This window comes from Streptomyces sp. HUAS MS02 (genome assembly GCF_055702265.1).
Window position 1 is genome coordinate 4,358,214 of sequence record NZ_CM146747.1, and the last position, 13,946, is coordinate 4,372,159.

General features: G+C 70.3%; 11 protein-coding genes and 1 pseudogene. 5 read left to right on the forward strand and 7 right to left on the reverse strand.

The window, feature by feature from the left end:
* Positions 1–238 precede the first annotated feature (238 nt).
* The 3 genes and pseudogenes from ACZ9QC_RS18730 to ACZ9QC_RS18740 all read right to left on the reverse strand — a co-directional run.
* A pseudogene (locus tag ACZ9QC_RS18730) lies at positions 239–703 on the reverse strand (AfsR/SARP family transcriptional regulator); the annotation flags it as partial.
* A 12-nt stretch (positions 704–715) separates the two neighbouring features.
* Positions 716–1,042 (reverse strand): AfsR/SARP family transcriptional regulator, encoded by a 327-nt coding sequence (locus tag ACZ9QC_RS18735; RefSeq protein WP_472921155.1) that lies wholly within the window; start codon positions 1,040–1,042, stop codon positions 716–718.
* Positions 1,043–1,797: 755 nt separating this feature from the next.
* Positions 1,798–2,871 carry a helix-turn-helix transcriptional regulator gene (locus ACZ9QC_RS18740; protein ID WP_472921156.1) on the reverse strand — a complete coding sequence of 358 codons (1,074 nt, stop codon included), beginning with the start codon at positions 2,869–2,871 and terminating at the stop codon, positions 1,798–1,800.
* Positions 2,872–3,242: 371 nt separating this feature from the next.
* On the opposite strand from ACZ9QC_RS18740, the gene ACZ9QC_RS18745 reads away from it, so the two are divergent.
* Genes ACZ9QC_RS18745 through ACZ9QC_RS18755 form a run of 3 tightly spaced genes read left to right on the forward strand, consistent with a single transcriptional unit; the run spans position 3,243 to position 6,591 of the window.
* The gene (locus tag ACZ9QC_RS18745; protein WP_472921157.1) at positions 3,243–4,784 is read left to right on the forward strand and encodes a circularly permuted type 2 ATP-grasp protein; all 1,542 of its coding nucleotides are present in this window, start codon (positions 3,243–3,245) and stop codon (positions 4,782–4,784) included.
* Positions 4,781–5,716, forward strand: a complete 936-nt coding sequence (locus tag ACZ9QC_RS18750; RefSeq protein ID WP_472921158.1) for an alpha-E domain-containing protein — start codon at positions 4,781–4,783, stop codon at positions 5,714–5,716. Before ACZ9QC_RS18745 ends, ACZ9QC_RS18750 begins: the two co-directional genes overlap by 4 nt.
* 5 nt (positions 5,717–5,721) lie before the next feature.
* Positions 5,722–6,591 (forward strand): transglutaminase family protein, encoded by an 870-nt coding sequence (locus ACZ9QC_RS18755; protein ID WP_472921730.1) that lies wholly within the window; start codon positions 5,722–5,724, stop codon positions 6,589–6,591.
* A gap of 123 nt (positions 6,592–6,714) precedes the next feature.
* On the opposite strand, the gene ACZ9QC_RS18760 is transcribed toward ACZ9QC_RS18755, so the two are convergent.
* From ACZ9QC_RS18760 to ACZ9QC_RS18775, 4 genes are all read right to left on the reverse strand, one after another.
* On the reverse strand, positions 6,715–7,872 hold the full coding sequence (locus ACZ9QC_RS18760) for a sugar ABC transporter substrate-binding protein (protein ID WP_472921159.1): 1,158 nt from the start codon (positions 7,870–7,872) through the stop codon (positions 6,715–6,717).
* A gap of 535 nt (positions 7,873–8,407) precedes the next feature.
* Positions 8,408–9,673, reverse strand: a complete 1,266-nt coding sequence (locus ACZ9QC_RS18765) for a zeta toxin family protein (RefSeq protein ID WP_472921160.1) — start codon at positions 9,671–9,673, stop codon at positions 8,408–8,410.
* Positions 9,670–10,041: a hypothetical protein gene (locus tag ACZ9QC_RS18770; protein ID WP_472921161.1), complete on the reverse strand. Its 372-nt coding sequence runs from the start codon at positions 10,039–10,041 to the stop codon at positions 9,670–9,672. The genes ACZ9QC_RS18765 and ACZ9QC_RS18770 overlap by 4 nt, the downstream gene beginning before the upstream one ends.
* A gap of 176 nt (positions 10,042–10,217) precedes the next feature.
* Entirely contained in the window at positions 10,218–10,724 is a 507-nt protein-coding gene (locus ACZ9QC_RS18775) for a hypothetical protein (RefSeq protein WP_472921162.1), read from the reverse strand.
* Between the two features lie 261 nt (positions 10,725–10,985).
* Here ACZ9QC_RS18775 and ACZ9QC_RS18780 point away from each other — a divergent pair, with 261 nt between their 5' ends.
* Positions 10,986–12,131, forward strand: coding sequence for a hypothetical protein (locus ACZ9QC_RS18780; protein ID WP_472921163.1), 1,146 nt, complete (start codon positions 10,986–10,988; stop codon positions 12,129–12,131).
* A gap of 38 nt (positions 12,132–12,169) precedes the next feature.
* Positions 12,170–13,939 (forward strand): glycosyltransferase family 4 protein, encoded by a 1,770-nt coding sequence (locus tag ACZ9QC_RS18785; protein WP_472921164.1) that lies wholly within the window; start codon positions 12,170–12,172, stop codon positions 13,937–13,939.
* The last annotated feature ends 7 nt before the right edge of the window (positions 13,940–13,946 follow it).

Consider the following 13,946-nt stretch of genomic DNA (forward strand, 5'->3'; position numbering starts at 1 on the left):
CTCTCCCCCGTGCTTGCAAAACCTCGTTGATCCTAGGTGGTGGTGCCCACGTCAACCAGTCGGTTGTTGGCTGACGGGAAGTGCGTGGAAGGGCATGGGTACGGTGACTGATCCAGCGCAGCTTCAGCCGGTCGCAGGTCGGTTTTCTAAGGGGGCTAAACGGCTGCATTGGAGGGCATTTCGGCCGTTTTATTATAACCGCGTCCTTTCCGAATTCTTACCCCTGAACAGCAACAGATCAGCATGAAAGAGGTTCGGCAGTGGCCGCGCGAGCAGCAATCAGCCGGAAATCCTCTTCGCGGTCCCATTTGAGCGCGGCTCTCCGCATCGCCTCCAAATTGGGAGGCAGGTCGAGACCCAAGTCCTCTGTGAAGAGAGCCTGACAACGTTTCACCGTATCCAAAGCCCCAACTGCATCACCGCTGATACAGTAAACACCAGCCAACAGCTCCCATAGATTCTGCCTATAAGGCTCTTCTGCGATGAGACTCTCGATCCGATAGCTCAGCATCTCAGTGCGTTTTGAGAGAATGCGCGCTATGAAGAGGTCCTCACACGCGTCAAAGCGCGCACTGTTGAGCCCCGTGGCGTGAGCGCTAAACCATCGGGTTAGCGGCAACTCCAACCCAAAAGATCCCCGCCACAGTGCCGCGGCAGCTTCCAACGTGTCCACTGCCGAGTTGATCTCGCCACTCTTGAGGAGGCTGCGACCGCGCTATACGATCAGCGTGAATGCCGCCAAGTCACATTCGTCTGAGGCGATGTCAGGCCCGTAACCACTCCGCCCGCCGCGAAAGGTCTTCACTTTGCGGCCGAGACCTGTATCCACCCCGTCGAGGTCGCGCCGCAAAGCAGTGACATGGCTGCGGATGTTGGCTGCGACAGATATCGGCGGATCATCCCACAGCAATTCGGCGAGTTCCCCAACGGATACGACCTGCCCAGGCCTCAACAGAAATGCAGTAAGCAACGCACGCCGGACAGGCGAACTCGACCACACGTCTCCCTGAATCCGTAACGGCCCCAGGATCTCGAATAACATTCTCCTCATCCTCTGCCTCTCATCAAGTTGCAGCTGAAGCGACATCACTCCGTGGAACGATCCCTCGATCCGTTCTTGCTCTGCCTCCCGCTGCCAGGCAGTCACCCGCTTTCACGGGATCCCTCAGCGGGCACACTACTTCTGCCGCCGTAGGCAGCGGTTTGGACACAGGCGCTTTGAGCAACTTACTTTACACCTGCAAACATAAATCCATCCCCCCGCCTGGTCAGAAATGGACGTACTGGCAAATTGCGACATTAACGCAGTCAATCAGCATCGACCGAGACGTCCCCCTTCGATGAAATTCCGCCGCCACAGAATGACTGAAAAGCCGTGGGCCGCGGCGCCCGGTTCGACTCGCTCACCGCATCCTCGACGACGCTCCAGCGCAGGAAGGTTGAACGAAGGACGAGCATCTTGTCGGCACCCCCGAAAAGCTCAGAATCGAGAACCCCCTCAGCCTGCGATACGCCCGGCAGGATGCTCGCTCCGAGCGTCGCTCCATGCACTGACAGGAGAAATCTAGGAGGGACGTTCCACAGACACCACCCTCATCTTGTGACGCCCGGAGGGGGTACATCCCTCAACTACCGATGGAATCTGGACATTACGGGTTGTCGTTCGCGGGGCGAGGTGAGTGCCGCAGGATCTTTGCTCGAACCCCGAGATGGAGACACGAAACCCGTCGCCACCCCAAAGAGGCTAAGCGTGCCGCAAACTCACGCCATCCAGCACACACGGCTGGCCCGCGCGGCTCACCTCTCCCGGTCTCGGAGCACGGTCGCGCCAGGCGTATCGGTCAGAGTGGAGGGCACGGATACCGGCAACTGCTCGCCCGTGGGACCGGCGTGTGCGGGCCTGTCCAGGCCCGCCTCCGCGATGCGAACGCCCAGTTGCGTGCGGCTGGCCGCGCCGAGGCGTTCGGAGAGGCGGGCGATGTGGGCCCGGCAGGTGCGGACGCTGATGCCGAGGCGTTCGGCGACCACCGCGTCCTGGTGGCCCTCCGCCAGCAGCGCCGCGATGGACCGCTCCCGGTGGGTGATGCCCGCGACCCCGGTGGACGGGAGCGACGTGGCGAGCGGGATTCCAAGGCGCCACAGGCGTTCGAAGACCGTGACCAGGTACTCGACCAGCGCGGGATGGCGGATCTCCAGGGCCATGGTGCGGTCGGAGTTCGCCGGGATGAAGGCCACCGTGCGGTCGAAGACGATGAGGCGTTCCACGACCTCGTCGAGGGTGCGGGCCTCCGCCGACTCCCCCATCAGCTCCATGTAGTTGTGCAGGCCCTGCCCGTGCCGGGCCACATGCGTGTACAGGTCCCGCATCCGTACGCCCCGGCGGCACATCGCCAGCGCCCGGTGCAGCCCCTCGCGCAGTTCGTCCTCGCGCCGGATGCCGCCCGGCTGCACGGTCAGCACCTCGGTCGTACAGCGGTCGGTGGCCTCGTCGATCGCCGCCCGGATCCGGGACAGCCCGTCCAGCACCCGGATCGCGGTGCTCTCGGCCGGATGCGGGCCCCGGGAGCTGCCGAGCCCGGCGTACCACTCGACCGCGTCGACCGCCGCGCCCATGCGGGCCTGGCTGGCGCTCACCTCGGCGTGGACGCTGCGCAGCAGCCGGGTCATGACCTCCTGCGGGGAGGTCGGCACCAGCCAGCCCATGTCGTCGGGGTCGGGGTGCAGCAGGGCGAGTTCGAGCAGACAGGGCACGGCGTCGGCGTCCGCGCGCGTGACACGGCCCCGCCGTACGGCCCTGGAGTACACCCGGTCCCCGGCCGCGCAGAGCCGGTCGGCACCGTGCGGATGCTCGTCGGTCGCGTGCCCGGCCATCACCCAACTCACCCCCGGTTCCAGCCCCTCGCAGCGCAACTATGCGCGGCCCGCCACCGGCACCGCAACACGGCTGTGCCGCGTTTATGTACCGATACCTCCGTTTACGTTCCTCTTTCTTCACCCCTCAGGCAGTGCGCTCTGCAACAAGCTGAAGTCGAGGACGAGCGTCCAGAACAACGGCCCCGGTACATCGCGCCCCGCGCCTACCCGGTCCGCCGCCCGGGTCACCACTCCCGGCGGGCGACACCCCGCATCCCCCGCCCGGCCGTACTTCAAACCCTCCGTTTCCGCAGGTCGTGGCCGTTCCCGCAAGGTGGCGGAAACGCGATGGTGATCACGGTGTTACTGAGCGCGCTTACCGTCGGCCCATGGCGGACATATTTGACGCGTACGCGTTGGCCGACGCGTGGGACGAGATGTTCGAGCGGCCGGGTGAGGTCAGGGCCGCCTACGAGCCGGTGCTCGCGGCGCTCCAGCCGATCGAGCCGGCCGAACTGCGGTTCAGGGCGGACCAGATGGCCCGCGCCTTCACCGACCGGGGCGTGACCTACGCCTTCGCGGGAGAGGAGAGACCCTGGCCGCTGGATCTGGTGCCGAGGATCCTGGACGCTCTGGAGTGGGACCTGATCCAGCGCGGAGTCGCCCAGCGGGTACGGGCGTTGGAGGCGTATCTCGCCGACGCGTACGGGCCGTGCCGGGCCTTCGAGGACGGCGTGGTGCCCTGGCGGCTGCTCCTCAACTCCCCCCACTTCCACCGGGCCGCGCACGGCGTGGAGCTCGCGGGCGGGGTCCGCATCCATGTCGCCGGCATCGACCTCGTACGGGACGAGGCGGGCGACTTCCGGGTGCTGGAGGACAACGTCCGGGTGCCGTCCGGGGTGTCGTACGTCATCGAGAACCGGCGCGCGATGACCCGGGTGTTCCCGTCCCTCTTCGCCGAGCAGCACGTGGTGCCCGTCGACGGCTACGCGCAGCGGCTGCTCGCCGCGCTGCGGGCCGCCGCGCCCGGCGGGATCGGGGACCCGCGCGTCGTCGTCCTCACCCCCGGCCCCAGCAACGCCGCCTACTTCGAACACGCGCTGCTGGCCCGGCTGATGGGCGTGCAGTTGGTGGAGGGGCACGATCTCGTATGCCGGGGCAACCGGGTGTGGATGCGGACCACCCGCGGGGAGATGCCGGTCCATGTCGTATACCGGCGCCTCGACGACGACTTCCTCGATCCCCTCCACTTCCGGCCCGACTCGGTGATCGGCTGCCCCGGGATCATGAGCGCCGCGATGGCCGGGAACGTGACGCTGGCGAACGCGGTCGGCAACGGCATCGCGGACGACAAGCTCCTCTACACCTACGTCCCGGACCTCATCCGCTACTACCTCTCCGAGGAACCGATTCTCCCGAACGTGGAGTCCTTCCGGCCGGACGAGCCCGGACAGCTGGAGGCGGTCCTCGACCAGATCGACCAGCTGGTGATCAAGCCGGTCGACGGGGCCGGCGGCCAGGGCATCGTCATCGGGCCGAAGGCGGACCGGGAGACGCTGGAGCGCACCCGGGAGGCCGTGGCGGCCGATCCGCGCGGCTGGATCGCGCAGCGACCGGTCGCGCTGTCCACCTCCCCCACCCTCGCCGGCGAACGGATGGCCCCGCGCCACATCGACCTGCGGCCCTTCGCCGTCAACGACGGCGACGAGGTGTGGGTCCTGCCCGGCGGGCTGACCCGCGTCGCCCTCCAGGAGGGCAACCTCATCGTCAACTCCAGCCAGGGCGGCGGCTCCAAGGACACCTGGGTGCTCGCCGAGGGCCCCACCGGGCAGCCCCCCGAGGCGACCGGCGGCCCGCTGCCGCAGAAGGCACCGCGTCTGCTCGGACCCGACGGCACCCGCGCGGTCGCGCAGGAAGGGGCGCAGCAGTGAACGACGTGATCCTCTCCCGGATAGCCGAGGCCCTGACCTGGACGGGACGGTACGTGGAGCGGGCCGACGCGACCGGCCGCATCCTCGACGCCTACCTCCACCGCCTCCTGGAGGACCCCTGGCGCGACGAGGACGCGGCCTGCCGCTCGCTCTACGCGATCCTCGGCGTCGACGCGCCCGACCGGCACTGCGACATGCAGCAGGTGCTGGACCGGCTGGCCTTCGACGCCCGCTCGACGGGGTCGATCGAGGGCGCGCTCGGGGCGGCGCGGCTGAACGCCCGCAGCGCCCGCGAGGCGGTGTCGTCGGAGATGTGGGAGTGCCTGAACTCCACCTGGCACGCGCTCGCCGACCAGCGCACGGCCGCGCGCCGCACGGGTGGCCCGTACGCGTACCTGGAACTGGTACGGCGTCGCGCGGCCCTCTTCTTCGGGCTCGCGGACTCCACGATGAGCCGGGACGACAGCTGGCGTTTCGTGGTGCTGGGCCGCAGCCTGGAGCGGGTGGACATGACGGTGCGGCTGCTGTCGGTACGGGTGCTGGACGCGGCGCACGCGCCGGACTGGCCGACCCTGCTGAGCGCGAGCGGCGCCGACGAGGCGTACGCGCGGGTGCACGGCGGCTTCGGCGACACCCCCAAGGTGGCGGAGTTCCTGCTCCTGGACCGCGACTTCCCGCGCTCCGCGCTGCACGCCCTCACCACGGCGGAGGAGTGCCTGGCGGCGCTCGGCCGCCCCCGCCAGGACCCGGCCCGGCGTCCGATCGGCGCCCTGCGCACCCACCTCGAATACCTCGACTCCGAGTCGCTGGAGGCCGGGCTGCCGGCGCTGCTGCGCGACCTCCAGCAGGCGTGCATGGCCTCGGCGGAGGCGGTCGCCGAGAAGTTCTTCCCGTACCAGGGGCCCGTCGAATGGGCTCAGGAAGGCGCGTGAGCACGATGAACCTGCCCGCCACGGCTCCCCGGGCGACCCGGCGCCTGCGCATCCGGCACACGACCCGCGTCGCGTACGCGCAGCCCGCGGCCTCCTCCCACAACGAGGTCCGGATGACGCCGCTGACGCTGCCCGGCCAGACCACCCTGGACGCCCGGGTCCTGGTGAACCCGTCGACGCCGACCTGGTCGTACTGGGACTACTGGGGCACCCAGGTCACCGGCTTCGACCTCATCGAGCCGCACTCCGACCTGACGATCACCGCGACCAGCCTGGTGGAGACGTCCCCGCCCGAGCGGCTCCCGGAGGCGCCGGACCGGGCGGAGATCCGCCGGGCGAGCGCCGACTCCCGTCTGCTGGAGTACCTGACGGCGACGGGCCGTACGACGCTCCCGCAGGACCTGCTGGACCGGGCCCGGGAGGCGTCGGAGGGTCTCTCCGCGCACGAGACGGCGATCGCGGTCTCGTCCCTGGTCGCCGACCACGTGGCGTACGTGCCGGGCGCGACCGGGGTGCACACGAGCGCCGCCGAGGCGTGGGAGCAGGGGGCCGGCGTCTGCCAGGACATCGCCCACCTCACCCTCGGCATGCTCCGGGGCCTCGGCCTGCCGGCCCGCTATGTCTCGGGCTACCTCCACCCGGAGCGCGAGGCCGAACTCCACCGCCCGGTCGCCGGCCAGAGCCACGCCTGGATCGAGTACTGGGCGGGCGACTGGACGGGCTACGACCCCACGAACAGCGTCCCCGCCGACGAGTCCCACGTGGTCGTGGGCCGAGGCCGCGACTACGACGACGTGACCCCCCACAAGGGCATCTACCGGGGAGTGGCGGGGGGCCCACCGGAGGTGACGGTCGAGTTCACCCGGGTGGCTTGAGAACTGCCACGGGTGGGCCGGGCCGCCTGGGCGCCACCTCGGCCCGGCCGACCGCCCGGGCGCTGCCTCAGGTCGGCCCGGGCCGTGTGTGCGCCACTTCAGGTCGGCCGGGCCGCCTGTGCACTACTTCAGGTTGACCGCGTCGCAGGCGGACTTGAACTCGGCCGTGCAGATCTGCTTGACGGTGTAGATCTCGTCGGCGACGACCGTGTCCTGGATGTTGTTCTTGGTGAGGGCGACCGGCGGCACCAGCTGGGCCGGGATCTTCTTGGTCGTCGGGGAGTCGACGCTGTCCTTGGCGAGGGCGTCGAACTCGATCGAGCGGCCCTGGACCTTGGCGACGGCCATCTCGGCGGCGGCGCTCGCCTGCGTCGGGAACGACTTGTACACGGTCATGTACTGGTCGCCCGAGAGGATCCGCTGCACCGCGTCCAGGTCGGCGTCCTGCCCGGTGACCGGCGGCACCTTGGCGACGCCGGCGGTCTTCAGCACGTCGATCACGGCGCCGGCGATGCCGTCGTTGGCCGCGTAGACGGCGTCGATGTTGTCGGCACCGAGCTTGGCGACCGCCTGCTCCATGTTGACCTTGGCGACCTTCGGGTCCCAGTCCTTGGTGTCGAAGCTCTCGGAGATCGTCACCTTGTCCTGGAGCTCGGAGAGCGCGCCCTCCTTGAACATGGCGGCGTTCGGGTCGGACGGCGACCCGTTCATCATGACGATCTTGTTGGCGGCGCTGTCACCCAGGTCCTCGACCAGCGAGCGTCCCTGCACCTGCCCGACGAGCTGGTTGTCGAAGGAGACGTAGCCGTCGATCGGGCCCTCGGCCAGGCGGTCGTAGGCGATGACGGGGATGCCCGCGTCGTCCGCCTTCTGCACGGCGGGCGCGACGGCCTTGGAGTCCACGGCGTCGAGGATGATGATGTCGACCTTGTCCGCGACCATCTGCTCGATCTGGCTGTTCTGGGTCTCCGGGTCCTTGTCCGCGTTGGCGTACTTGGTCACGCCCTTGTTGTCGGTGAGCTCGGCGATCTTCTTCTTGATGTTCGGGTAGTCGAACTGCTCGTACCGCTTGGTGTCCTTGTCGGGGAACAGCACGCCCACCGTGATGTCGTCGCCCTTCGTGGGGCTCGCCTCCGCGCTGTCGCCGATGTCCGAGACCCCGCAGGAGGCGAGGGAGACGGCCGCCGCCGAGGCGACGAGGGCAGTGGCCGTACGGCGCAGAACTGTGGCGCGACGACGTATACGAGTGCTGGGGGTGGAGCTGGTGGTACGGGCGTTCACATCAAGGGCCTTCCGGGCGTGGGCGCGCAGCACTGCGACCCAGGTGGCTGAAAGCCAACGCGGTGATCACCTCTGCGTCAAGGACCAATCACTTAACGAGATGACAACAGCCTTGTGTGGTCTCGGTGTGAAGAGGGTAAAGCAAAGGGCCCTCGATGCCACCGTGCGGCCTTCACCCCTGACGCGGGCGACCGGCTCCCGCCGGAGACCGCCGGGCCCCAAGGCCCGCGGCACGGCCGGACGTTGTCCGCGCAGGGGAGTGTGAGGGCCACCGCGGGGCGCCCGGGGAAGGGCGGCAGGTCAGGGCGGGGCCCGACCGGGGGGCGGGGGCACGGACGGCGGCCGACTGCGACGGGAATCACCGCGGGCTCGGTAGGGGCTCGGTACGGGCTCTGCCGCTTCTCGGGCCGACGGGGCGGGTGTGGAGAGGGTGGCGGACCTCACGTGGGGGCCCGTGATCGGGCATCCGCCACCCCGCCTCCGCCACCCGCCGAGCAGGATGTCGTCCGCCACCCGCCGAGCAGGACCTCGTCCGCTACCTGCCGCGCCGGTTGGGGTCGGGCCCGGGAGGACCCTGCGGAGGTGGCACGGCCGCCCGACCGGAGCCGGGACGGGGCCCCTGTCCTGGGGGCGGGGCCTGTCCCGGGGAGGCCGGACCGCCGGAGCGCGGAGTGCTGCGGGAGCGGGCGGCGGCGGCCGAGGGAGAGGGTGAGGCGGGAGGAGAGGCGGATGGCGAGGTGGAGGGCGAGGCGGGGGGCACTGTCGGCCCGGCTGCCTGCGGCGGCGCCGGGGGTGTCATGGGTGGCTGCGGCGTCGACGGTGGCGTGACGGGCAGCTGGGCGGCGGCGGCCGGAGTCAGCAGGGGGCGGGCCTGGTCCTCGATGCGGGTGAGGCGACCGGGCCATTCGGGGCCCAGGGCCCGGGCACTCTCGCGCAGGCGCAGCTGCGTACTGACGAAGGAGTCGCTCTCGGCCGCCGTCCAGGGGCGGGCCCGTTCCGTGGCGAGGGCCTGGCGCAGCTCCGGCGGGCCGGCCCAGTTGCCGGTGCCGTCGAGGGAGTTGCTGTAGCGGGGCTTGCTCTCACCCCGGCGGTAGACGCTCGCGAGGTCGGCGAGGGCGCCCCGGTCGACGCGGTCGGCGAGTTCGAGGATGCCGACGTAGGACTCGTCGGCGTTGGACTGCACGGTCAGCCGTCCCTGGCCCCGGTCGGCGAGCTGCTCGAAGTACCGGTTGACGATGCCCTGGTTGCTCATCGCCTGCGGCACGCCCATGAACAGGGCCTCGACACGGGCGCCGGAGTCGCGGTAGGCCCGCATCTTCTCCTCGACGGCACGCGCGTTCTGCGAGGTCTCCTGGATGATCGCGTGCAGCCCGTGTTCCCGGACGTACGCCTCGGCCTGGGCCATCCAGGCCCGCCCGTCGGCACGGGTGTACGCGGCCATCAGGGTGTCGTCCTCGGCCATCAGCCGGGCGTACGCGGGGTGGTACGGCTTGTAGAGATCGCTGTCGACGTCCGCGAAGCCGCCGTGCCGGTTCAGGGCGCCGGCCACCATCTCGGTGACGCGGCTCTTGCCCGCCCCGGGCTGGCCGACCAGGAAGACCACGGTGGGCGTCTCCTGCCCGACACGGCCCGCCAGGAGGTCGGGGACGATCCGCTCACGGAAGATCCGCCGGTTCTCGGCGTCGGACAGCCGGTGCCGCTCCACCTCGGGGGGGTCGATCTCGCGTGGCGGTGGGGCGGGCCGGGGCGACGGGCTCGGCTGCGACGGCGGGGCGGGCCGGTGTTCGGCCGGGTCGGTCACGCGAGGTCCGCCATGACCTCGCGGGCCAGCCGGGCGTAGCGCGAGCGGGCCTCGGCGATCTGCTCCCGGTCGGCCGAGCGCAGCCGCTCGCGCTCCCGCGCCAGCCGCCCCTGCGCGGCGCGCGCGGCCTCGATGACGGCGGGGTCGGGGGCGTCCTTGGCCTCCTCCGCCGCGATGCGCGCGCTGTACGCGCCGACCGCGCCGTTCACGGCCTCGATCGCCGCCTCGTACGCCGCGGTCTCCTCGTTCGACCAGTCGTGCGGTTCCAGGTCGTGGGTGACCGAGACGCCGCTGTTCCGCGCGGTGCCGCGTGCGGTGTCCCGTGGAGCGCCCTGCGGGGTGGTTGACGGAGTGTCCCGTGCGGTCATGTGTCCCTCCGGTGTCCCGGTGTCCAGTGGTCATTGTGGGGGACGGCGGACGAGGGGAACCGGGTTCCCGGGAACTCGGAGGGGAGCCGCGGAGGGCCGGAGGAGGGCCGGGGACGGCCGGGGAGGGAGAGGGGGCGACCGGCGAGGTCGTCGCGAGGGGGCCGCCCCCGAACGGCTCAGCCCCCGTTCGCCCAGGCCCGCAGCAGGGCTTCCCGCTGCTCGCGTCGCGGGGTGCCCTCGGCGGCGTGGTCGCGGCCCCAGCGCGCGAGGGTGTCGACGTCCGCCGTACCCGCCACGAGGCGGTCCAGCAGGGCGACGGAGAGGTCGTACTCGGACTGGACGTAACCGCCGAGGGCCGCGGCCGACAGCGCGTTGAGTTCGACGGTCCGGTCGGCGGTCTCCAGGTGCACCTCGAACGCGGCAGCGGCGTCCCCGCCTCCGGCGACGGCGTTGGTCACGAGGTCGACGGCGGTGGTGGCGAGCAGCCGGGCGCCGGACCGGACCCGCACGTACCGCACGGTGGCCGACTTGATCTCCGACCAGCCCCACACCGCGCTCTGCCCGGTCCCCAGCCCCTCCACCCAGTCCCGCGTCAGCCGCACCCCGAGCCCGAACCCCTCCGGCTGCGCCCCGACGTACACGCCACCGTCCTCGGCGATCCAGAACAGTCCGACCATGGCCATGAGTGCCTCCCCAACCGGCGACCTAAGCGTTTCGCCTGGTGAGACGTTACTCGGCCGTGGATGGTTCAGCGCCTCCGAGCCGTCCGCCAGGGGGCACATCTGACGGACGTGCAGGCTCCGTGCGGGGCGGGCGAACTGCCGTCCTCGGCCTTCGCCCCACGCTCACCGAAGGACCCGCTCCCACCGATTTGATCTTCACCGGTTCACTAAAGCGCAGTGTGAGAATGTGAGTTACTTGATCAGTCGTGAAGGAGAGCCGGGATGAGCGGCCAGATGCAGCTTGCCGACGCCTACGACCTCGTGTACTCGGCGGCGGCGCGGATGATGTGGGTGGAAGAGACCCGTGTGTGGCGCCTGGACAGCCCGGGTGGCGGCTGGCCGGAGGAGCGCCGGGAGGCCTGGCGCGCGCTGGAGGCGGCCCTCAGCGTCTCCGAGGGACCCGAGCCGCAGGCCGGTGAACCGTCCGACCCCGTACGTCATCTGATCTCCCGTCGTGCGGCGGGCCCCGTCGACCGGCCGATCACCTTCGCCGAGGCGGTCGCCGAGTGGACCGCCCGGCTGATCGAGGATCCCGGCCCCTACGAGCCGCGGATGGAGCCCTACCCGGACGACTACATGGTGCCGGGCCGGACCGTGGTGATCCCCGAGGGCCACATGATGGTGCTGTGTCGCCCGCTCGACGAGTTGGTCCACCGGCTGGCGGCGGGACGTCCCCCGGTGACCATCGCCGCGGACACCGCGGAGTTGAGCCGTCTACTGCACGAGGCGGCCGACGAACTGAGGGCGGCCATCGGCCTGCCCACACCGACCCCGCACCCGGTCGGCACGGTCGACGTGGCGCGGGTGTTCCACCGTCCGTCCGACGTGGACGACCTGCAGACGCGGTACGAGACCATGTCCCGGGCGGCCTGGCGTGCGTCGGAGAACCTGCCGTCCCTGAAGGACATGCGGGACCACGGGGACTTCTCGGTGACTCCGGCGACGACGATCGCGGCCGACGACCTGCAGAACCTGCTGGCCGGGCGGTCGGGACTGTACTGGCGTGAGCGGCACGAGACGATCGATCCGCGGGTGCACCTGCTGTTGGGGGTGGCGTGGAACGAAGGCCAGCCGGATCCCCGGCCGGTCACGAACATGGCCAAGGGCTTTCTGCGCAGTGTGGAGTTGGACCGGAAGCCGAGGGCCCCGCACGCGAACGAGCGCCGCATCTTCCGTGAGAAGGGCAACCCCGAGGACGTGGCCATCTCCGCCGTCCGCGCGGAAATCCTGGCGGAGCTTCTGGACGAGTACGCGGCGAGGATCCACCCGGGTGCCCAGTGCGGCGTCATGCACCTGTCCTCCTACGACCTGACGGACTTCATCGCCCAGGGAATCGGCCGCGAACTCAGGGCGACATTCGGCTTCTGAGACGGGACGGATGAAGGTTGCGAAGTACGGGGGAACCGGTGTCTGAAGCGCGCTACAACATTCTCGTCGTCTCTGACAACAGTGGTAGGGGTGCGGGAGGTGCCGAGGTCTTCAACCAGGAGTTGGCCGAGGCTCTCGCCCGTCGGCACAACGTCACGCTGTTCACGGCCAATCCCGATATGCCCGCGCACGAGGGCATTCAGAGGACGGTGCAGACGCAACCGCCCTTGATCGAGCCGGGACCGGGCGAGCAGGGTGAACCGAAGCCGATGGAACGGCGGGACTGGCTCGAACACCTCGCCCGTCAGAACCCGCAGCAGTACGGACTGGAAGACCCTGCGGCCCAGCCGTACGACATCATCATCGGGCACTCGCGCTTTTCCGGGCCGGCCGCCGCCGGGCTGCGGGAGAACTGGTACCAGGACGCGCGTCTGGTGCACTTCCTGCACACGAGCCCCGAGCGGCTTCCGTTCGTACGGGGCCTCACTCCCGAGAGGGCCGAAGCCAAGGCTGCCAAGGACTCCGCCATCGAACGCGGTCTGATGGAGCGTTCGGACGTCGTGGCCGGAGTCGGCCCACTGCTGGCGCAGGCGAGCAGAGACCTCTCCGCGGAGGGCGAGCACATTCCGCACTCCCACGAGTTCGTTCCGGGCACCAGGGTCTACGATCCCGTGCAGCACGACCCCGCCCCGGAGACGCTGAATCTCTTGGTGATGGGACGCGTCGGGGACCCCCTCAAGGGCGTGGACGACGCCGCGGAGGCAGTGAAGCGACTGAACGAGGCCGGTCTCCGGGTACACCTCACCGTCCGTGGCATCCGCCAGGAAGAACTCGAAGAACAGTACGAGAGGCTTGAGGATCTCACCGGCGGAAACGTCACGGTCAAGCCCCGCACGAAGAGCGTGGACGAGATCAACGAGGACATCAGGGCCTCCCACGCGATGATCATGCCGTCCAAGCACGAAGGCTTCGGCATGGTGGCCTCGGAGGGGCTGGGGCACGGTGTCCCCGTACTCGTCAACGAGGAGAGCGGGGCCGCTCAGTTCCTCCAGGACACCGAGCGGTTCCCGCCGGAGATCGGCCGACCGTGTGTGGTCGCCGAGCCTACGGACGGCAGCAGCCGCGCACAGGCGTGGATGCAGGCGATCCGTCAGCTCAGGCAAGAACTGCCTGCACGTCAGGCCGGTGCCCTGCGCATGCGGGAGATCCTCCAGCAGTACTCCTGGGAGCACGCCGCCGAGGCCACCGTTCAGGCCGCGATGGAGCAGACGCCGCTGCCGCACCGCGACCCCCGGACTCTGATCACCGCTCAGGAACGGGACCTGCTTCGTACGGTGCAGGGGCCCGACGGGCAGCTGCTCAGGCCCGACGCGCCGGAACAGGCGCCGCCCGCGATGGAGGAGCGGCCGGGACCCGGGGTCGGCGTGCAGCGGGATGGGCCGGCGCAGGAGGGCCAGGCACCCGGCGCTCCGGCGCCCGTGTGGCAGGCGGGTCTGCCGCAGAACGCGCAGAACGCGCAGAGCGCTCAGCAGCAGGCCGGCGCCGAGGCCGAGAGCGCCCGGGGTGCCGCCTCGCCCGAGCAGCAGACGCCGCTGTGGCAGGTGGGCCTTCCCCAGCAGGGCGGCACCGGCAGCCCCCGCGGCACCGCCCCGGCCGAGAGCGCGACGCCCCTGTGGCAGGTGGGCGTCTCCCAGGACCCGCCCGCCGCGGGGCGCGGTGCCGGGGAGAGCGGAGCAGGAGGGTCCGGGGGTGCACAGCAGCCGCCGCCGGACCTGTCCGGTCCCCGCGGCGGCGGAATCGAGGTGTGAGTGGTGA

Excerpts from the sequence above, each read along its gene's own strand:
- ACZ9QC_RS18745 (WP_472921157.1), top strand. The coding sequence starts at position 3,243 with ATGGCGGACATATTTGACGCGTACGCGTTGGCCGACGCGTGGGACGAG.
- ACZ9QC_RS18780 (WP_472921163.1), top strand. The coding sequence starts at position 10,986 with ATGAGCGGCCAGATGCAGCTTGCCGACGCCTACGACCTCGTGTACTCG.
- ACZ9QC_RS18755 (WP_472921730.1), top strand. The coding sequence starts at position 5,722 with ATGAACCTGCCCGCCACGGCTCCCCGGGCGACCCGGCGCCTGCGCATC.
- ACZ9QC_RS18735 (WP_472921155.1), bottom strand. The coding sequence starts at position 1,042 with ATGTTATTCGAGATCCTGGGGCCGTTACGGATTCAGGGAGACGTGTGG.
- ACZ9QC_RS18775 (WP_472921162.1), bottom strand. The coding sequence starts at position 10,724 with ATGGCCATGGTCGGACTGTTCTGGATCGCCGAGGACGGTGGCGTGTAC.
- ACZ9QC_RS18770 (WP_472921161.1), bottom strand. The coding sequence starts at position 10,041 with ATGACCGCACGGGACACTCCGTCAACCACCCCGCAGGGCGCTCCACGG.
- ACZ9QC_RS18740 (WP_472921156.1), bottom strand. The coding sequence starts at position 2,871 with ATGGCCGGGCACGCGACCGACGAGCATCCGCACGGTGCCGACCGGCTC.